We start from the raw sequence: 18,980 nt of genomic DNA on the forward strand, positions 1-18,980 counted from the left end.
CGAAGGCAAAACTGGCCAGACTTGCAGACAGCAAATCCCTGACGGGTCCCGGCACAAGGCCGGGACAGCGTGGAGAATGTGTCTCCTTTGGGAGCCCGCTGAACACGCTCTGTCCTCAGTGATTGTACCCTGCGAAAGCAATTCCACCGCGCCGTCCCGGCCGTGTGCCGGGACCTGTTACGAACGCACTGCCTGAAAACACGCTGGCGGCTCCGAAGATACAGCCCCGCCCCGCAATGGCTACCCGAGCACGTTTTCCCGGGTGGCCTCAATCCCCCCTCTCTGGCCATCCCCCCGCACCCCTGCTAACACTGTGAGCCGGAAATCATGAGAACGGCGGAAGGACGGCAGCGGGCATGAAGATCGCCACCTGGAACATCAACGGGGTCAAGGCCCGCATCGATACGGCGCTGCAGTGGCTTGCCGAGGCAAAGCCGGACATTGCCTGCTTCCAGGAAATCAAGTCGGTGGACGAAGCCTTTCCTGCCGCTCCCTTCGAAGAGCTCGGCTATCACGTGGCCACCCACGGGCAGAAAGGCTTCAACGGCGTTGCTCTGCTCTCCCGCCAGCCGCTGGAGGATATTCAGCGCGGCCTGCCGGGCGATGATACGGACGAGCAGGCCCGCTACATTGAGGCAACCGTTTCGACAGACGGCGGGGCGCTGCGCGTCGGCTGCCTCTACCTGCCCAACGGCAACCCGCTGGGCACGGAAAAATTCCCTTACAAGCTGCGCTGGATGGACCGGCTGATTGCCCATGCCCGCACGCGCCTTGCCGAGGAAACGCCGTTCCTGCTGCTGGGCGACTACAACGTCATCCCGGAGCCGAAGGATGCGCGCAATCCGAAGGACTGGCTGGGGGATGCCCTGTTCCAGCCCGAGAGCCGCAACCGCTTCCGCAGCCTTCTCAATCTCGGTTTCACCGAGGCGGTGCGCGCCTCGACGGACGCCGCCGAGACCTACACGTTCTGGGACTATCAGGCAGGTGCCTGGCAGCGGAACAACGGCATCCGCATCGACCACATCTTGCTGTCGCCGCAGGCAAGCGACCTGATGCGCGGCTGTGGCATCGACGCCCATGTGCGCGGCTGGGAAAAGCCGTCTGACCACGTCCCTGTCTGGGTCGAGCTTGCAGCCTGATCCAGACCGCCTTCATTTCCTCCCCGCCCTCTGCTGGAGGCTCTTCCATGTTTGCAGACCTTGAAACACCCTGCCTGCTGCTTGACCGTTCGATCCTTCAGGCAAACCTCGTGGAAATGGCGGGGCGCATCGCGGCAAAAGGGGCAAAATTCCGGCCACACCTGAAAACGGCCAAGTCGATTGACGTGGCCCGCGCAGCCGCTGCCCTTGGCGCGGACCGCTGGACGGTCTCGACGCTGAAGGAGGCGGAGTATTTCGCCGGACATGGCCTCACCGACATGCTCTACACCCTATCAATCGTGCCGCAGAAGGTGGAACGGATCATGCGGCTGAACCGGGCCGGGGCGGATATCGCCGTTTGCCTCGACACGCTGGACGGCGCTAAGGCGCTGGCGGAGATGAACCTGGAAGGCCCGGGGCTGCGGGTGTTCCTTGAAATTGACGTCGACCACCACCGCACCGGCCTTCAGCCAGGTGACGGACGGATTCTGGACGTCGCCCGCAGCGTTGCCGCAGCCCCGCACCTGATTCTGGCAGGCGTCATGGCCCATGGCGGCGACAGCTACAGCGCGAAGGACATGGCCGGCATCGTCGCCATGGCCGAACAGGAACGCCGCATCACTGTTGCGGCGGCAGAGGCCATCCGGGCCGAAGGCATCCCCTGCCCCATTGTTTCCGTCGGCTCGAGCCCCACGGCCCGCGAGGGGCTGACGCTGGACGGCGTCAGTGAAGTGCGTGCCGGTGTCTACATGTTCCAGGACGTGTTCCAGGCCAATCTGGGCGTCTGCCGGCTGGACGACATCGCCATGACCGTGCTGACCACCGTCGTCAGCCATGCGCCGCATCTCAACCGGCTGATTATTGATGCAGGCGGTCTAGCTCTCTCAAAGGACCGTTCCTGTGCCATTCAGGCCAACGATTGCGGCTACGGTCTGCTCTGGCACGAAGACGGCACGCTGGCAGAAGGACTGCATGTGAAAGGCGTCAGCCAGGAGCACGGCTATGTGACAAGCCTTGACGGATCGCCCGTGGATCTGAAGGCCTACCCGGTCGGCTCACGGCTCCGGGTGCTGCCCAATCATGCCTGCATGACGGCAGCAGCCTATGATGGCTACCATATGATCGGGAACGGTGCCGTGACGGGCTGGTGGCCGCGGGTGAACGGTTGGTGAGAGAAAAGTAGCTACAGCCATGCGCCTGACGCATGACTTGATTACCGTAAGGAGCAGTCAGCCTGCTTGATGCACGTCAAGCACGTGTTACGCTTGCTGGATGATGACACGCCCTTCAATCCTCGGGGCCTTGAGTGCCCTCCTGATTGCTGCCGCCGCTCCGCTGCCCGCAGGCGCCGGAGAGATGCCGAAGGTCAACTGCATTTGCAAGGCAAACAGCCAAGACTATCATGTCGGCGATGTAATCTGCCTGCGCGGTGTCATCGCCCAATGCGTGATGTCACAGAACGTGACCTCCTGGGAGATCGGCAAGTCCCCCTGCCCTTCGGCGCAGGCCCCCTTGAGTGAGCCCGAAGGACGCGTGACGGATCTGGCCTATGCGTGGGAGGCCCGTCCGGCAGCGGAATAAAAACGCCTGTGGCGCGGGCCACAGACGCCAGCTTTCAAACTGTTACAGATCGTTTTTACCGCAAGGTCGCAGCGCTGAGTGCCTCCGCCGAAGGCGCACGCATCGGCTCGTGCTTGGCCATCCAGGCATCGGCACGGCGGGCGGCTGAGCGGCGGATGTCTTCGCTTGCCAGCGAGAAATACCGTTCCTGCATATCAACGACCCAACCCAGATCGCCCACGCCTTCTTCAGCCGCATGGGCGCGGGCAATGGTCATCCACATCAAGCCGCGTTCGCGGTTTTCCAGGGAATCGGCCAGATTGAAAAGGGTCTCGCCCAGCAGCGCTTGCGCCCCGATATGGCCCTTGAGCGCCGCAAGGTTGAACCAGCGCACTGCCATGAGATCATTATTCTCGCGGTAGAGCTGACCCAGTTCATACTGAGCTTCCGCATCGCCGAAATACGACGCGGCATGCGTGAAGATCTGGCGGGCACGGGCCGGATTGGCCTTGACCTGCGTGTTCTTGATACCGGTCATGTAGTACTTGCCAAGCGCCACGAAGGCGCTGGACACGAAAGGTGCCTGCGGAGAGGTCGGGCTTTCGTCGCCGTAAAGGCTGACAACCTGATTGTAATATTCGAAAGCCTTGTAGTCGTCCTCGGCAACCCCGTCTCCGGCCGCATACATCTGGCCAAGCTTCCAGGCAGCGACCGGCTGGCCGTTTTCGGCCGCGTAGCGCAGGGAATCAAGCGCAGCCTGCTTGTCACCGGAATAGTATTTCCTGGCGCCAAGACGCAAAGCCTCGCTCGCGGTCATGCGCTCGGGCGTGATCTGCTCGTTGCTGGCCGGTGTTCCGTCGAAGGCATGAGCGGGCGCCAGCAGCATAAGCTGCAGGCTGGCGATCTGGACGAGATTCCGCAAGATACGCATGACTCTGGATCTCACCTTGGTGCCGGCTGGCGCACCTTTTCCGGCCAAGGCGGCAGCACGGCAGGCAGCCTGCCCGGCCGCCATGCCCGTGACGCCGTACGGCGCTGGCCCTGTGTGAATTCGATGGAGAGAGAGATACCCCGGCATTCCGGCAGCAATTGGGCCGGCAGCATTTGGGCCGTCAGTATTTGAGCTGGCAGTTGCGGCACCATGCGAAAAAAATCTGCGGGAGATGGAACCAAAGGAAGAGGAATGCGTTTTGACGCTGCAAAGACAGACTTGGGATGTTATCCCGTCATTCCCTGTCCTGTTCAACGCAAAGATAACGCGCACACCAAACCCCTGATCCAAATCGCATGCACACTGATGCGCATACCTGCCTGACTGCCTAAATCTTCATGCCTGCCGCTCACGCCCCCAGAGACGGCGGCGGCAATTTGCTGAAGATCGCCCTGCCCTTCCATGCCAGAGAGGGTTGAAGCCCAATCGTGGCTGAACGGCGGCAATTCCGGCGCCACAAGTCATAGCGCATCACATCGCGCCTGACTGTTGCGGCGGCGCCACAGACTCGCGCCTGTTTTTGCCTGTTCCTGTCATGCCTGGCTCCACAAAGCTCAGAGTTTCCGCCAGTTCCCGCGCCCAGTTTGTCTCGCCGAAAACAAGCCGGGCAACCACTGGCGGCTGCCAGTTCCTCTGGCTGCTTCCCGGCAGGGACTGGCACGGAGCCGGACGGCCCTTGCACACACACTCGACGAAAGCGGTTGACATTCGGTTGTCCAGACCGTTCAAAAACCCCGTTTCGTTGGAAATCCGCGCGGTTCCGGGGCTTTCCCCTTTCGCCGCAGGCTGGCGGCTGAGACAATCGCGCCGAATCGGGCAGCAGCGAATCGGACTCCGGCAACGGGGACCGGACACACGGCACGGCCATTTGCGTCACACGCAAGGGCCTGCCCCACAGACTATGGAACATGGAAACGGCATGAGCGCAGACGAGGATCTCTTCGCAGGATCAGCAGCAGCGGCAGGGAGTGCGCCTGCAAAGGCAGCCCCCAAGGCGGCCAGCAAAGCAGCCCTTGCGCCCGCTCCCGCCGTCCTTGCGGCCGGAAACTCGCAGGCTGAAACTGCTAGCCAGACACCGCAGCGCAGCTCCGGAGGCGGTGAGGACTATACGGCAGCCGACATCGAAGTGCTGGAAGGCCTTGAGCCGGTGCGCCGCCGTCCGGGCATGTATATCGGCGGCACCGATGAAAAGGCGCTGCATCACCTCTTCGCCGAAATCATCGACAACTCGATGGACGAGGCCGTCGCAGGCCATGCCACCTGGATCGACGTTGCCGTTGGCGCCGATGGCTATATCACCATCACGGACAATGGCCGCGGCATTCCGGTCGATCCGCATCCGAAGTTCAAGGACAAGTCGGCGCTCGAAATCATCATGACGACGCTGCATGCGGGCGGCAAGTTCGACAGCAAGGTCTATGAGGCTTCCGGCGGCCTGCACGGCGTGGGCTCATCCGTGGTGAACGCCCTGTCGGAAGAAATGGTGGTCGAGGTGGCGCGGGCGCGTAAGCTCTACCGTCAGGTCTTCCAGCGCGGCAAGCCGGTAGGACAGCTGGAACTCGTCGGCGATGTGCAGAACCGGCGCGGCACGCTGGTCCGCTTCAAGCCCGACTGGCAGATCTTCGGCAAGGAAGCAAAGTTCGAGCCTGCGCGCCTGCTGCGCATGGCCCGTTCCAAAGCCTATCTGTTCGGCGGCGTCGAGATCCGCTGGCACTGCGACCCGGCTCTGCTGGACGAAAAAGACAAGACACCGGCAGAGGCCGTGTTCCATTTCCCCGGCGGCCTGAAGGACTTTCTTGCCGAAAAGCTCGGCAAGGAGCGCAAGGTCATCGACGACATCTTTGCCGGCAAGCTGGGCCAGCCCGGCAAGCATGGCGCAGTGGAATGGGCGGTCACCTGGTTCGCAGGTGACGGTTTCCTGTCCTCCTACTGCAACACAGTGACCACTCCGGAAGGCGGCACGCATGAAGCGGGCCTGCGCTATGCACTGCTGCGCGGCCTCAAGGCCTATGCGGATCTCGTCGGCAACAAGAAGGCCGCAATCCTTACCTCCGAAGACATCATGACCTCGGCTGCCGGCATGCTGTCCGTCTTCATCCGCGAACCGGAGTTTGTCGGCCAGACCAAGGACAAGCTGGCCACCAACGAGGCAACGCGCATCACCGAGAATGCCCTGCGCGATGCCTTTGACCACTGGCTGACCGCATCTCCCACTCAGGCCAACAAGCTTCTGGAATGGGTGATCGACCGGGCGGAAGAACGCCTGCGCCGCCGCCAGGAAAAGGACGTTGCCCGCAAGACCGCCGTGCGCAAGCTGCGCCTGCCGGGCAAGCTGGCGGATTGTTCGGCAAACCAGTCGGAAGGCACGGAGCTCTTCATCGTCGAGGGTGACTCGGCCGGTGGCTCCGCCAAACAGGCCCGTAACCGCAACAATCAGGCCGTACTGCCCCTGCGCGGCAAGATCCTCAACGTTGCCAATGCCGGGCGCGACAAATTGGTGGCCAACCAGCAGCTGGCGGACCTGATCCAGGCACTTGGCTGCGGCACCCGCACCCACTACAAGGATGCGGACCTGCGCTATGAGAAGGTCATCATCATGACCGACGCCGACGTGGACGGCGCGCATATCGCCTCGCTGCTGATCACCTTCTTCTACCGCGAAATGCCGGAGCTGATCCACAACGGCCACCTCTATCTCGCCGTGCCGCCGCTCTACCGCCTGACGCAGGGCGGCAAGACCATCTATGCCCGCACGGACGAGCATAAGGACGAGCTGATGGCCACGGTCTTCAAGGGCAAGAGCAAGGTCGAGATCGGCCGCTTCAAGGGCCTTGGCGAAATGCTGCCAGGACAGCTCAAGGAAACCACCATGGATCCCTCCAAGCGCACCTTGCTGAAGGTGCAGGTGGTGGAAGGCGACGAGGCGGACACCAGTGATACCGTCGAACAGCTGATGGGCAACAAGCCGGAAGCCCGCTTCCGCTTCATCCAGGACCGTGCCGAATTCGCGCATGACCTCGATATCTGAGCGTGAAGCGCCCGCTTCAAGCTGACGGCAAAGTCAAGGTGCTGCATTTGCGATGAGAGGCAGGCGCCCATGTGCCTGCTGATTTGCTCCCAACTGGCGGCCTGTTAGCATTAACAGGGCCGTTTCAGGGTCAAAACCTCAGGAAAACATTGACAAGGGGGCCTTTAACTGTAGGGTGGCGCCAATTCCGGACCTAGGCAAGGCTTGGGTCCGTCCAGCTACAGCGACCCAGAATCGGATCCCGTTCTCAATGTCATTTGACACTCTCGGCCTCAGCGAGAAAGTCCTCCAGGCAGTTACCGCTGCCGGTTACAACGAACCGACCGCCATCCAGAAGGGCGCCATTCCCCATGTGCTGGAACGGCGCGATGTTCTGGGCATCGCCCAGACCGGCACCGGCAAGACGGCTTCCTTCACGCTGCCGATGCTCACCCTTCTTGAAAAGGGCCGCGCCCGCGCACGTATGCCCCGCACCCTGATCCTGGAACCGACGCGTGAGCTCGCAGCGCAGGTTCAGGAGAACTTCGAGCGGTATGGCGTCAACCACAAGCTGAACGTCGCCCTGCTGATCGGCGGTGTTTCTTTTGGTGAGCAGGACAAGAAGATCGACCGTGGCGCCGACGTTCTGATTGCGACCCCGGGCCGTCTGCTGGATCACGTCGAGCGCGGCAAGCTGCTGCTGCAGGGCGTCGAGATCCTCGTGATCGACGAAGCCGACCGCATGCTTGACATGGGCTTCATCCCGGATATCGAGCGGATCTGCAAGCTGATCCCCTTCACCCGCCAGACCCTGTTCTTCTCGGCCACAATGCCGCCGGAAATCCAGCGCCTGACAGAAACCTTCCTTCAGAACCCGGCGAAGGTTGAGGTTTCGACCCGCTCCTCCACATCCTCGACGATCACCCAGTATCTGGTGGGAACCGGCAGTGAGGATTACGAGAAGCGTCAGACCCTCCGGGACCTTCTGGCCCAGGCCGAAGACCTGCAGAACGCCATCGTCTTCTGCAACCGCAAGGTTGATGTGGCTACACTGTTCCGCTCGCTGGAGCGCCACGGCTTCAACGTTGGCGCGCTGCATGGCGACATGGACCAGCGCACCCGCATGACCATGCTGGACAATTTCCGCAAGGGGAACCTCAAGCTGCTCGTGGCCAGCGACGTCGCCGCACGCGGTCTCGACATTCCGGATGTGAGCCACGTGTTCAATTTCGACGTGCCGATCCATGCGGAAGACTACGTTCACCGCATTGGCCGCACCGGCCGCGCCGGACGCCTCGGCGTTGCCTATACACTGGTTGACGGCGACGACCAGAAGTATCTGGGCGCCATTGAGAAGGTGATCGGCAAGAGCATCGACTGGCTGGGCGAGCCGCTGGACTTCGAAGCTGCGATTGCCGAGCGCAAGGAGCGCCGCAAGGCCGCCCGTTCCGGCGGCGCCAAGGCCGAGCGCCCTGCCCGCCGCCCCCGCGGTGGCAGCCGCACCCAGGAGGCAGCGCCGGACGAGAGCCCGCGCGAGGAAACAGCCGAAGTTGCGGAGGCCAAGGCACCGGCCCGCACCCGGACGCGCCGCCCGCGCAAGAGCGAGACGGCCGAGGTGCAGGATACGGCACCGGCCGTAATGGCGGAAGATGCCCCGCAGCCACGCATTGCGCCGCAGCAGGCACAGCCGCAGGACGCCGGCCGCGAACGCAACGACCGGCACAGCCGTGATGGAAACCGCAACCAACCGCAGCGAGACCGCAACAACGGTAACAACCGCCGCGGCCGCCATCAGGATGACGACCAGCCGGTTATCGGTCTCGGCGATCACATTCCCGCCTTCCTGCTTCGCGACCCACGCGCCAAGAAGGCATCCTGACCAGGAAACTGAGCAGAGAATAGAGGCGCCGCCGGATCTGAACAGAGCGGCGGCGTTTTGCTGAGAAAAACCTGCCTTCACCAAGTATTTCTGGTGTTGACGCGCTACGGTAAATGACAGCAGAGTGAGCATTGTATACAGCACGCTGGCCTGCTTCTGCGCCGGACTTATCCGCAATTTAACCTAGCGTTAAATTACATAATACTAGTGTTACAGTATATCGAAGTGCCCCTTTGCAAGCGGCACTCTTTTGTGGTGGGGGCCAGAATGGCAGATGCGGAGGATTTCAAGAGAACCATCACTTATGGTGAAGCGGCGCTCTCATATATCCGGCGCAACGTGATTCCGGCCCATCCGCGCAATTACGAGACCTGGTATACCTATGCGGCGGGTTTCAATCAGGCCCTTAACCGCGCAATCAACGATTTGATCGCGACGAAGGGCTCGATATCTGCCGACGATCTGCAGCGGATCTACGCGCGGTTTCTGTCTCCCAACCGGCTTGGTGACCGGGTTGATGAAGTCGGAACGCGCGTTGCCGAAGAGGTGCAGGACCTGGTCGATGCAATCCGCATCAGCACAGACGCCACATCTGACTTTGGCAAAGCCCTCGATAATGTTCTGGGAAGGCTGCACGAGACACTGAATGACGAAAAGCTGCGGGACCTGACCTCTGCCATGGTCAAGGCAACCCACGCAGCTATTGCAGCCAACCGAAATCTCGAAAGCCAGCTGCTTGAGTCCAACAGGCAGATCCGGACGCTCAAGGAGAACCTCGAAGCAATCCGCTACGAGTCCCTCACCGACGAGCTAACCACGCTCAGCAACCGGCGGCACTTCGACCTTGCGATTGATCGTGCCATCGACCTCGCCAAGCGCACCGGCGAAGGCTTCGCCCTCCTGCTGACGGACATCGATCACTTCAAGAGCTTCAATGACCGGTTTGGCCATCAGACAGGTGATCAGGTCCTGCGCCTTGTTGCCCTCGCCGTAAAGCAGAGCATCAAGGCGCAGGACGTTGCCTGCCGCTACGGCGGAGAGGAGTTCGCGATCATCCTGCCCGAGGCGCAGATCGACGATGCCATGGACGTGGCAGAACAGATCCGCAGGGCCGTCATGGGCAAGGAGCTGGTCAAGCGCTCGACAGGCGAAAACCTGGGCCGTCTGACCCTCTCAATCGGCGTAAGCCTTTACGAAGGCGGCGACACGAGCCAGATGATCATCGGCCGCGCCGATGCAGCCCTTTATGCCGCCAAGCACAGCGGCCGCAATGCGGTTCGTAGCCTGCAGAGCAACGAGCTTGCAGCCAATCAGAATGGAAGCCGTGTCGCCTGACACTGCTCAGCCAACGCTTGCTCTCAGGCGCGTTCCAGCCCCATCTGCCAGAAATCAGCCTCAAGAATGCTAGCCTGCCGGAACAGATGCTCCAGCCGCATTCTGCGGGCCGGTGTCTCATAGTCTGCCGCAAGCTTGTCCATCCAGGCGGCAAAGCTGGCGGCGACATCCTGATAGGCATCGCTGGCATATTCGCTGATCCAGCGGGCATAAGGGTTCTGCGGGTCTGAGCCGGACGGTGTCTTTGCGAGCCTTGCACCAATCTCGGCATAGCCCAGAACGCAAGGGGCAAGCGCTACGAGGAGATCCAGCAAATCCCCCTGCCCGCCGGCATCCAGCACGAAGCGGGTGTAGGCCATGGTCTGGCGCTCTTCCCGTGCCTTTTCCAGATCCTCGCGCGAGAGCCCCCAGCCAGCACACAGCTCGACGTGAAGATCCATCTCCATGTCGAGAATGGCTCTCACCCCGGAAAGCGCGTGGCGCATGTCACCAAGCGTCGGGCTCTTGTAGATGGCCAGTGCATAGGCCCGCGCAAACTGGATGAGGAACAGATAGTCCTGCACCAGATAATGCCGGAAGGCGGCTTGAGGCAGCGTACCGTCCTGCATCTGCCGGACAAAGGGGTGCTCGACATAGGCGGTCCAGTCCGGACCGGCGGCCTCACGCAGGCGGGCAAAGAAACTCATCGATCTGCCTTCTGAAGATTCTGGCGGGAGAAATCAGGCGGAAAGCGCGGCCGGATCGGCGGCCTTCAGCGACACGGATTCGCCGCAGCCGCAGGAGGACACTTCATTCGGATTGCGGAAGACAAAACCGGAGCGGAACTTCGTCGTCTCGAAATCCATCTCGCTGCCGATCAGATACAGCACTGCGGACGGATCAATGAAAACCTTCGCGCCATCCGCCTCGATCACGTCATCGCCTGGCTGGACGCCATCCACGAGGGACATGGCATATTCCATGCCTGCGCAGCCGCCCTTCTTGATGCTGATGCGCAGGCCGGCCTTGGGTTCATCGGCGCCTTCCACCAGTTCGCGCACGCGCTCTGCGGCTGCCGGGCTCACCTTCATGATCTGCATCTTGCGGGCCAGTGCCATAGGCTTGTTCCTTTGCGGGGGAATCCCCTTCAAATCAGCTCGTATGCATTATATGGGGATTCCGCTCAGCTTTCCAACCGGCAGCCTCCCCGGCGCTCGCTCAGTACCAGTTGAGCGCAACGCGGGCTTCTTCGGACATGCGGTCCGGCGTCCACGGCGGATCAAACACCATGCTGACGTCCACAGCGCCAATTCCGGGAACCGCACTGATGGCGTTTTCCACCCAGCCCGGCATTTCCCCGGCCACCGGGCAGCCCGGTGCAGTCAGCGTCATGTCCACCTTCACCGAGCGGTCATCCTCGATATCGACCTTGTAGATGAGGCCAAGCTCGTAGATGTCGCAGGGAATTTCCGGATCATAGACGGTCTTCAGCGCCGCGATGATGTCATCGGTCATCCGCGCCAGTTCCTCGGGCGCAATGGCCGAAGCAGTGGTTTCAGCGGCGGTTTCCGGCTCAGCGGAAACGTGAGCGGGACTGTCGTTCATGGATCGATCCTCAGGCAAAGAAGTCCTGCGCCTTCTGCAGGGCCGCCGCAAGGGCGTCAACTTCCTCGAAGGTGTTATAAAGGCCGAAGCTGGCACGGCAAGTGGAGGTGACGCCATAGCGGGCCAGCAGCGGCTGGGCGCAATGGGTGCCGGCACGCACCGCAACGCCAGCCCGGTCCAGCACGGTGGCCACGTCATGGGCATGAGCCCCCTTCATCTCGAAGGAGATGATCGCGCCCTTGCCCGGCGCCGAGCCGAAGATGCGCAGGGAGTTGAAACCGGCGAGCTTTTCGGTGGCATAGGCCAGCAGCGATGCCTCGTGCCGGGCGATGTTTTCGCGGCCGAGGCTGTCCATGTAGTCGAGCGCAGCAGCAAGACCGATCGCCTGCACGATGGGAGGGGTGCCCGCCTCGAACCGGTGCGGCGGCTTGGCGTAGGTGACGATATCCTCGGTCACGTCCGCAATCATCTCGCCGCCGCCGCAGAAGGGACGCAGACGGTCCAGCGCCTCCGGCTTGCCATAGAGCACGCCGATGCCGGTCGGGCCATAGACTTTGTGGCCGGTCAGCACATAGTAGTCGCAGTCCATGTCGCGCACATCGACAGGCATATGCACGGCAGCCTGGCTGCCATCCACCAGCACCTTGATGCCGCGCGCATGGGCGATGCGGCAGACATCCTTCACCGGCACCACGGTGCCCAGTACGTTGGACATCTGCGTGATGGCGACGAGTTTGGTACGTTCCGTCAGGGCCGCCTCGAAAGCTTCCAGATCGAAGGAGCCATCCTCGCGCACATAGACCCACTTCAGCACCGCACCGTTGCGCTCGCGGTGGAAATGCCAGGGCACGATGTTGGAGTGATGCTCCATGATCGACAGCACGATCTCATCGCCCGGGCCGAACGTGTCCGGGCCAAGACCGTAGGACACGAGATTGATGGCCTCGGTCGTGGAGCGGGTGAAGACGATCTCGTCCACCGACCCCGCATTGAGGAAGCGGCGCACGGTCTCGCGCGCGGCTTCGTAATTCTCGGTCGCCGTGTTGGAGAGGAAATGCAGGCCGCGGTGCACGTTGGCATATTCCTGCGAATAGGCCTTCACCATGGCATCGATGACCGCCTGCGGCTTTTGCGCCGAGGCGCCATTGTCCAGATAGACGAGCGGCTTGCCGTAGACGTCCCGCGACAGGATCGGGAAATCACGGCGCACGGCGGCAACGTCATAGCCGGTGGCAGGGGCAGCAGCAGTCTGGCTGGCGGTCATCATTCTCTCCAATCAACAAGCAGCTCGGGATTAGCCGGCGATAGCCAGCCACTCCCGCACGCGGGTCTCCAGCAGCTCGGTCACGCTCTCGCTGCCGAATTCCTCGATGGCTTCCGACAGGAAGGCGAGGACCAGCAGCGTGCGGGCTTCCGCTTCCGGAATGCCACGGGCGCGCAGATAGAACAGCAGATCCTCATCGATCTGGCCGCTCGTCGCGCCGTGGGCGCACTGCACGTCATCAGCGAAGATTTCCAGTTCCGGCTTGTTGGCCATCTCAGCATCTTCGGACAGCAGCAGCGCCTGCGTCATCATCTGGCCGTCCGTCTTCTGGGCGTGCGGCCGCACGATGATCTTGCCCTGATAAACACCCTTCGCACCGGCGTCGATCACCGTCTTGAAGAATTCCCGGCTCTCGCAGTTCGGCACCGCATGGTCAACCACCAGCGTCTGGTCGCCCAGCTGCTGGCCGCGCACCATGGTCACGCCATAAAGCTTCGCCGTGGAGTGCTCACCGGCAAAGGTGACGTAGGACTGGTTGCGGGCAAAGTCGGTCCCGGCGATGAAGCCGAGCGTCTTCAGCTCTGCCTTTGCACCAAGATGCGAGAAGGCCGTGGAGATATGCGGCGCACGGCCCGAGCCGACGATCAGGCGGGTCGCGGTCAGAGCAGCTTCATCGGCCAGCACCTGGTCGGACACAGCGTTGACGACGGCATCCTCACCAGCGGTGACGAAGCTCTCCAGCAGGGTCAGGCTCGCGCCCTTGCCCAGCTCGGTCCGCACGCGGGTATAAACCGCGCCGCCAAGCGCCAGATGCACGATCTCGACCGGCAAATCCACGGCCGTGCCTGCCTTAACCTTCAGAACAACGCCGCCCTGCAGCAGCGCCGTGTTGAGTTCAAGTGCTGGATTAACTCCGGCAATTTCCGGATTTGAAAGAAGGGCTTGCGAAGAATTTCTCACAGCGTCATTGAAGTTTGAAACCTCAATGCCAGCCGCTTCCAGCTTCGCAAGATCAGACACTTCGGCCACAAGACGCCCGTTGGCGAGCACGATGCGCAGGCGCTCCAGCTCTGCATAGGTCTCGGCACCCGCAAGGGCAGCCTTGACCGCGTCCAGGGAAGCTGCGGCTGCCGGGGCAGCGTAGCTCTTCAGGAAGGCGCGCAGGTCCGTGTACTTCCATTCCTCGATCCGCCGGTGCGGCAGGCCGGTCGCCCGGAAGCGGGCGAAGGCGGCTTCCCGCAGGCTGATCAAGTCGGCGCCACCGTCCTTGAGCGCAGCGAAATGCGCCTCAAGATCGGTTTCGGCCTGTGTCGAGACGACACGCAGGTTCGCAGTCATGGTCACTCCCCGTGGCTCAGGCCGCCGCGCCGACGTAATCAGCGTAGCCGTTCTTCTCCAGCTCAAGCGCCAGTTCCTTGCCGCCGGTCTTGACGATCTTGCCCTTGGACAGAACGTGGACGACATCCGGCACGATATGGTCGAGCAGGCGCTGGTAGTGGGTGATGACGATCATCGAGCGCTCCGGCGAGCGCAGCTTGTTGACGCCTTCCGACACGATGCGCAGGGCGTCGATGTCGAGGCCGGAGTCCGTCTCGTCCAGCACGCAGAGGCTCGGCTCCAGAAGGGCCATCTGCAGGATTTCCGAGCGCTTCTTCTCGCCGCCGGAGAAGCCGACGTTGAGCGGGCGCTTCAGCATGTCCATGGTGACGTTGAGGTCAGCCGCCTTGGACTTGACCAGCTTCAGGAAGTCCGGAACCGAGAGCTCGGCCTCGCCGCGCGCCTTGCGCTGTGCGTTGAGGGCGGTCTTCAGAAACTCCATCGTGGCAACGCCGGGGATCTCGATCGGATACTGGAAGGCAAGGAACACACCGGCAGCTGCACGCTCGTCGGCTTCCATCTCCAGGAGGTTCTCACCATTGAACAGGATCTCGCCCTCGGTGACCTCATAGTCTTCCTTGCCTGCCAGAATGTAGGACAGGGTCGACTTGCCGGAGCCGTTCGGGCCCATGATGGCATGGATTTCGCCTGCCTTCACGGTCAGGTCGATGCCGCGCAGGATCTCGGTGCCGTCTTCGGCGATGCGGGCGTGCAGGTTCTTGATCTCAAGCATTGAGATGGTCCTCATTTCGGTCCGGATTCAAGGTCCGGTGTGTGTCATCAGTCTCAGGAGCCGGTTTCCCAGCGCATTCAATTGCGTTTGCCTACGCACCACTCTCCGTCGTTCTTGGGCTCGTCCCGACGATGACGGAGTGGGTGTTCAACGTCTCGCCTACGTTATCCCACGCTGCCTTCCAGGCTGATCGAGATCAGTTTCTGGGCTTCGACGGCGAATTCCATCGGCAGCTGCTGGATCACGTCCTTGACGAAGCCGTTCACGATCAGCGCCACGGCCTGCTCTTCCGACAGGCCACGGGCGAGGCAGTAGAACATCTGGTCGTCGGAGATCTTTGAGGTGGTGGCCTCATGCTCGAAGACGGCCGATGCGTTCTTGCTTTCGATATAGGGCACCGTATGCGCGCCGCAGTCCTGCCCGATCAGCAGGCTGTCGCACTGGGTGAAGTTGCGGGCGTTCGAAGCCTTGCGGTGCGCCGAGACGAGGCCACGGTAGGTGTTCTGCGACTTGCCGGCGGAAATGCCCTTGGAGATGATGCGGCTCGACGTGTTCTTGCCGAGATGGATCATCTTGGTGCCGCTGTCCACCTGCTGATAGCCGTTGGACACGGCGATCGAGTAGAACTCGCCGCGCGAATTGTCACCGCGCAGAATGCAGGACGGGTACTTCCAGGTGATGGCCGAGCCGGTTTCCACCTGCGTCCAGGAGATCTTGGAGTTCTTGCCACGGCAGTCGCCACGCTTGGTGACGAAGTTGTAGATGCCGCCCTTGCCGTCCTTGTCACCGGGGAACCAGTTCTGGACGGTGGAATATTTGATCTCCGCATCATCCAGCGCGATCAGCTCGACGACAGCCGCATGCAGCTGGTTCTCGTCGCGCTGCGGCGCGGTGCAGCCTTCAAGATAGGACACGTAAGCGCCCTTGTCGGCGATGATCAGCGTACGCTCGAACTGGCCGGTGTTTTTCTCGTTGATGCGGAAGTAAGTGGACAGTTCCATCGGGCAGCGCACGCCCTCCGGCACATAAACGAAGGAGCCGTCGGAGAAGACCGCAGAGTTCAGCGTCGCATAGTAGTTGTCCGTCACCGGAACCACGGAGCCGAGATACTTGCGGACGAGGTCCGGGTACTCGCGCAGGGCCTCGGAGATGGAACAGAAGATGACGCCCGCCTTCTTCAGCTCGTCCTTGAAGGTGGTGACCACGGACACGCTGTCGAACACGGCGTCCACGGCGACCCGGTTCTTCGGCTCGACGCCGGCAAGGATCTCCTGCTCGCGCAGCGGAATGCCCAGCTTCTCGTAGGTCCGCAGCAGCTCCGGATCCACCTCGTCAAGGCTCTTCGGCCCTTCGACGGACTTCGGCGCGGACCAGTAGTACAGCTCCTGCAGGTCAATCGGCGGATAGCTGACGCGGGCCCAGGTGGGCTCTTCCATGGTCTGGAAGCGGCGCAGCGCATCGAGGCGCCACTCGGTCATCCACTCCGGCTCGTTCTTCTTGGCCGAAAGGAAGCGCACGGTTTCCTCGGAAAGGCCCTTTGCCGCCGTTTCCGACTCGATGTCGGTGACGAAGCCATATTTGTACTGGTCGACGTCAATCGCTTTGACCCGGTCGATCGTTTCCTGCACAGCGGGCATGTCTTTGTCTCCATTCCGCCGCCCTCACATCCGGGGCGGACCGTCATCCCTGCCCCCGTTCTACGGCGGCGAGGTCGTCTCAGGTTCAGCCCACCGGCACGAAATAAGCTGGAGGGCGGTTTCAGGCCCCATTCGGGGCAATTTCAAAGCCGTATCTTCAGGCTGCCTTGCCGGTTGCCGAAGGGTTGAGCGTGGCTGCCACCTTCGACCAGACCTCCAGGAAGCGGGTGATATCCGCTTCCTGCGTCGTCCAGCCAAGACTGACCCGCAGCGCACAGCGTCCCAGATCCTCGTCAACGCCCATGGCGGTGAGCACGTGCGACGCACCGACCTTGCCCGAGGAGCAGGCCGAGCCGGAGGAAAGGGCGATGCCGTTGAGGTCCAGAGCCATAAGCGCCATTTCGGACGGAACGCCCGGAACGGCAAAACACGTTGTGTTCGCAAGGCGGGGGGCATCTGCGCCAAACACCACCGTTGATCCAGATATAAGGCGCAAACCCTCTTCGAGAAGGCCCTGAAGCCTCGCGAGACTTGCAAATTCCTCAAGCATTGTGGAGCCATCGCGCGCAATGGCACCGAAAGCGGCGATGGCTGCGGCATTTTCCGTGCCCGCACGCCGGTGCTGCTCCTGGCCGCCACCAATCAGCAGCGGCGCGGGCGCCAGCGCAGATGTGCGCAGCACAAGCGCGCCAATGCCCTGCGGGCCGCCCATCTTGTGGGCCGAAAGGCTCACCGCATCCGCCTGCCATCCGGCAATGTCCACCGGCAGGCGGCCGCCAAACTGCACGGCATCCACATGGAAGATGCCGCCGGCGGCCTTCACACGGGCACCGATTTCGGCCAGCGGCTGGATGACGCCCGTTTCATTGTTCGCCGCCATCACAGACACCAGCGCAGGACCTCCGGCGGCCAGCAGCTCGTCCAGATGATCAAGCCGCAGGACGCCGTTTTCACCGGTGCCGATGTGGGCAATTTCACGTGCGGCAAAGCGTCCGCCCGCGCGCACGCTCGGGTGCTCAACGGCGGACATCAGCAGCCGGTCCAGATAGACCGGGCCGTCATTGCCCTGCCAGCGCGGGCTGAGAGCCAGTACGTTGGCTTCCGTCGCACCGCTGGTGAAGATGACCGACCGGGCCTTGACCCCGCACATGGCTGCCAGCGCCTCGCGTGCATCCTCGACGATGCCGCGCAGCTTGCGCCCTTCGCCATGCACCGAAGACGGGTTGCCCGTGACGCCCAGCACCTCGACCATGCGCGCGAGCGCCTGCGGGCGCAGCGGCGCGCTCGCATTGTGATCCAGATAAAGCCGCTCGGTTCCGCCGTTCATGGCCCGGTTCCAACTCCATTCAGCCTGGTGTGCCCTCATCGCCAGCTGGCTTTCGGACAAGGCCGGTAGCGCCTCTTTTTCAAGTCAAGTCAACGGAAAACTTGAAATTCCCCGCCCACATGATGATAAGTGCGCCAAGCGCCCGAATTCGAACCGGCACGCCACGCGCGGCTGCATTCGAATTTGAAGCATTCTAAAGAAGCTTTTAGAAACTCGGAACCTCAGAGTCAAGTTTCCTGCTCAGGGATTCCACGTACAAATTCCTCATTTTTTCCGGACCAGAAGGCCCGGAAAGCGAGAAAAGGACATCGCGCTTCATGCCCGAGGTGATTTTCAACGGCCCTGCCGGACGTCTGGAAGGCCGTTTCCATCCCGCCAAAAAGCGGAACGCGCCCATCGCACTGGTGCTGCATCCGCATCCGCAGTTCGGCGGGACGATGAACAATCAGGTCGTCTACCAGCTGTATTATATGTTCGCCCAGCGTGGCTTTGCCGTGCTGCGCTTCAACTTCCGCGGCGTCGGCCGGTCGCAGGGCTCCTTCGATCATGGCCAGGGTGAGCTCTCGGATGCCGCCGCTGCCCTCGACTGGGTGCAGACGGTTCATCCCGACGCACGCGGCTGCTGGATTGCCGGCTTCTCCTTCGGCGCCTGGATCGGCATGCAGCTTCTGATGCGCCGCCCGGAAGTGGAAGGCTTCATCTCGGTTGCCCCTCCGGCGAACCTGTTCGACTTCTCCTTCCTCGCCCCCTGCCCCTCGTCCGGCCTGCTCATCCATGGCGACAACGACAAGGTCGTGCCGCAGAAGGACGTGCAGAACCTCGTTGACAAGCTGAAGACGCAGAAGGGCATCGTCATCGATCACGAGACGATCCCCGGTGCGAACCACTTCTTCGAGAACAGCGTCGAGGAACTGATGCTGCGCTGCGGCACCTATCTCGACAAGCGCCTCGGCGTTGACGCCCTGCCCGTCCTGCCGCCGCCTCCGGCGGATACCGGCGAAGACTTCGCTGAGGATCTGGATGACGACGAGGAATGATTCCCGTTACTGATCCGGCGAAAGCCGTTCAGGATACAGAGCCCGCCGGTTTGATCCGGCGGGTTTTTTGTTGTGCGGGGGGCGAGGCCCTTGCCGGCTCGATGGCCGGG

At 62.2% G+C, this 18,980-nt stretch carries 16 protein-coding genes; 7 read left to right on the forward strand and 9 right to left on the reverse strand.

The window, feature by feature from the left end; genetic code table 11:
* The first annotated feature begins 356 nt into the window (after positions 1 to 356).
* From xth to V6L75_RS01760, 3 genes are all read left to right on the forward strand, one after another.
* Positions 357 to 1,139, forward strand: a complete 783-nt coding sequence (gene xth, locus V6L75_RS01750) for an exodeoxyribonuclease III (protein ID WP_334249810.1) — start codon at positions 357 to 359, stop codon at positions 1,137 to 1,139.
* Between the two features lie 47 nt (positions 1,140 to 1,186).
* A complete protein-coding gene (locus V6L75_RS01755; RefSeq protein ID WP_334249811.1) occupies positions 1,187 to 2,311 on the forward strand; it encodes an alanine racemase in 1,125 nt (374 codons plus the stop codon).
* Positions 2,312 to 2,414: 103 nt separating this feature from the next.
* A complete protein-coding gene (locus V6L75_RS01760) occupies positions 2,415 to 2,720 on the forward strand; it encodes a hypothetical protein (RefSeq protein ID WP_334249812.1) in 306 nt (101 codons plus the stop codon).
* A gap of 55 nt (positions 2,721 to 2,775) precedes the next feature.
* Here V6L75_RS01760 and V6L75_RS01765 read toward each other — a convergent pair whose 3' ends face one another.
* Positions 2,776 to 3,630 carry a tetratricopeptide repeat protein gene (locus V6L75_RS01765; RefSeq protein WP_334249813.1) on the reverse strand — a complete coding sequence of 285 codons (855 nt, stop codon included), beginning with the start codon at positions 3,628 to 3,630 and terminating at the stop codon, positions 2,776 to 2,778.
* A 979-nt stretch (positions 3,631 to 4,609) separates the two neighbouring features.
* Here V6L75_RS01765 and parE point away from each other — a divergent pair.
* The 3 genes from parE (at position 4,610) to V6L75_RS01780 (ending at position 9,911) form a co-directional block, all read left to right on the forward strand.
* Positions 4,610 to 6,718 (forward strand): DNA topoisomerase IV subunit B, encoded by a 2,109-nt coding sequence (gene parE / locus V6L75_RS01770; RefSeq protein ID WP_334249814.1) that lies wholly within the window; start codon positions 4,610 to 4,612, stop codon positions 6,716 to 6,718.
* A 250-nt stretch (positions 6,719 to 6,968) separates the two neighbouring features.
* A complete protein-coding gene (locus V6L75_RS01775; RefSeq protein ID WP_334249815.1) occupies positions 6,969 to 8,576 on the forward strand; it encodes a DEAD/DEAH box helicase in 1,608 nt (535 codons plus the stop codon).
* Positions 8,577 to 8,843: 267 nt separating this feature from the next.
* Positions 8,844 to 9,911: a GGDEF domain-containing protein gene (locus V6L75_RS01780; RefSeq protein WP_334249816.1), complete on the forward strand. Its 1,068-nt coding sequence runs from the start codon at positions 8,844 to 8,846 to the stop codon at positions 9,909 to 9,911.
* 23 nt (positions 9,912 to 9,934) lie between these two features.
* On the opposite strand, the gene tenA is transcribed toward V6L75_RS01780, so the two are convergent.
* From tenA to V6L75_RS01820, 8 genes are all read right to left on the reverse strand, one after another.
* The gene (gene tenA / locus V6L75_RS01785) at positions 9,935 to 10,597 is read right to left on the reverse strand and encodes a thiaminase II (protein WP_334249817.1); all 663 of its coding nucleotides are present in this window, start codon (positions 10,595 to 10,597) and stop codon (positions 9,935 to 9,937) included.
* A 33-nt stretch (positions 10,598 to 10,630) separates the two neighbouring features.
* Positions 10,631 to 11,008, reverse strand: a complete 378-nt coding sequence (locus V6L75_RS01790; protein WP_334249818.1) for a HesB/IscA family protein — start codon at positions 11,006 to 11,008, stop codon at positions 10,631 to 10,633.
* 100 nt (positions 11,009 to 11,108) lie between these two features.
* On the reverse strand, positions 11,109 to 11,495 hold the full coding sequence (locus V6L75_RS01795; RefSeq protein ID WP_334249819.1) for an SUF system Fe-S cluster assembly protein: 387 nt from the start codon (positions 11,493 to 11,495) through the stop codon (positions 11,109 to 11,111).
* Between the two features lie 10 nt (positions 11,496 to 11,505).
* A complete protein-coding gene (locus V6L75_RS01800) occupies positions 11,506 to 12,762 on the reverse strand; it encodes a cysteine desulfurase (RefSeq protein WP_334249820.1) in 1,257 nt (418 codons plus the stop codon).
* 27 nt (positions 12,763 to 12,789) lie between these two features.
* On the reverse strand, positions 12,790 to 14,097 hold the full coding sequence (gene sufD / locus V6L75_RS01805) for a Fe-S cluster assembly protein SufD (RefSeq protein WP_334249821.1): 1,308 nt from the start codon (positions 14,095 to 14,097) through the stop codon (positions 12,790 to 12,792).
* Between the two features lie 16 nt (positions 14,098 to 14,113).
* On the reverse strand, positions 14,114 to 14,869 hold the full coding sequence (gene sufC, locus V6L75_RS01810; protein WP_019965739.1) for a Fe-S cluster assembly ATPase SufC: 756 nt from the start codon (positions 14,867 to 14,869) through the stop codon (positions 14,114 to 14,116).
* 164 nt (positions 14,870 to 15,033) lie between these two features.
* Positions 15,034 to 16,506 carry a Fe-S cluster assembly protein SufB gene (gene sufB / locus V6L75_RS01815; RefSeq protein ID WP_334249822.1) on the reverse strand — a complete coding sequence of 491 codons (1,473 nt, stop codon included), beginning with the start codon at positions 16,504 to 16,506 and terminating at the stop codon, positions 15,034 to 15,036.
* 157 nt (positions 16,507 to 16,663) lie between these two features.
* A complete protein-coding gene (locus tag V6L75_RS01820; protein WP_334249823.1) occupies positions 16,664 to 17,833 on the reverse strand; it encodes a cysteine desulfurase family protein in 1,170 nt (389 codons plus the stop codon).
* A gap of 317 nt (positions 17,834 to 18,150) precedes the next feature.
* On the opposite strand from V6L75_RS01820, the gene V6L75_RS01825 reads away from it, so the two are divergent.
* Entirely contained in the window at positions 18,151 to 18,870 is a 720-nt protein-coding gene (locus V6L75_RS01825; RefSeq protein WP_334249824.1) for an alpha/beta hydrolase, read from the forward strand.
* Positions 18,871 to 18,980 lie beyond the last annotated feature (110 nt).

This window comes from Pannonibacter anstelovis, from assembly GCF_036881715.1.
GTDB lineage: Bacteria > Pseudomonadota > Alphaproteobacteria > Rhizobiales > Stappiaceae > Pannonibacter > Pannonibacter anstelovis.

Excerpts from the sequence above, each read along its gene's own strand:
- V6L75_RS01795 (WP_334249819.1), bottom strand. The coding sequence starts at position 11,495 with ATGAACGACAGTCCCGCTCACGTTTCCGCTGAGCCGGAAACCGCCGCT.
- xth (WP_334249810.1), top strand. The coding sequence starts at position 357 with ATGAAGATCGCCACCTGGAACATCAACGGGGTCAAGGCCCGCATCGAT.
- sufC (WP_019965739.1), bottom strand. The coding sequence starts at position 14,869 with ATGCTTGAGATCAAGAACCTGCACGCCCGCATCGCCGAAGACGGCACC.
- V6L75_RS01775 (WP_334249815.1), top strand. The coding sequence starts at position 6,969 with ATGTCATTTGACACTCTCGGCCTCAGCGAGAAAGTCCTCCAGGCAGTT.
- V6L75_RS01755 (WP_334249811.1), top strand. The coding sequence starts at position 1,187 with ATGTTTGCAGACCTTGAAACACCCTGCCTGCTGCTTGACCGTTCGATC.
- parE (WP_334249814.1), top strand. The coding sequence starts at position 4,610 with ATGAGCGCAGACGAGGATCTCTTCGCAGGATCAGCAGCAGCGGCAGGG.
- V6L75_RS01800 (WP_334249820.1), bottom strand. The coding sequence starts at position 12,762 with ATGATGACCGCCAGCCAGACTGCTGCTGCCCCTGCCACCGGCTATGAC.
- tenA (WP_334249817.1), bottom strand. The coding sequence starts at position 10,597 with ATGAGTTTCTTTGCCCGCCTGCGTGAGGCCGCCGGTCCGGACTGGACC.
- V6L75_RS01780 (WP_334249816.1), top strand. The coding sequence starts at position 8,844 with ATGGCAGATGCGGAGGATTTCAAGAGAACCATCACTTATGGTGAAGCG.
- V6L75_RS01760 (WP_334249812.1), top strand. The coding sequence starts at position 2,415 with ATGACACGCCCTTCAATCCTCGGGGCCTTGAGTGCCCTCCTGATTGCT.
- V6L75_RS01765 (WP_334249813.1), bottom strand. The coding sequence starts at position 3,630 with ATGCGTATCTTGCGGAATCTCGTCCAGATCGCCAGCCTGCAGCTTATG.
- sufD (WP_334249821.1), bottom strand. The coding sequence starts at position 14,097 with ATGACTGCGAACCTGCGTGTCGTCTCGACACAGGCCGAAACCGATCTT.
- V6L75_RS01825 (WP_334249824.1), top strand. The coding sequence starts at position 18,151 with ATGCCCGAGGTGATTTTCAACGGCCCTGCCGGACGTCTGGAAGGCCGT.
- V6L75_RS01820 (WP_334249823.1), bottom strand. The coding sequence starts at position 17,833 with ATGAACGGCGGAACCGAGCGGCTTTATCTGGATCACAATGCGAGCGCG.
- sufB (WP_334249822.1), bottom strand. The coding sequence starts at position 16,506 with ATGCCCGCTGTGCAGGAAACGATCGACCGGGTCAAAGCGATTGACGTC.
- V6L75_RS01790 (WP_334249818.1), bottom strand. The coding sequence starts at position 11,008 with ATGGCACTGGCCCGCAAGATGCAGATCATGAAGGTGAGCCCGGCAGCC.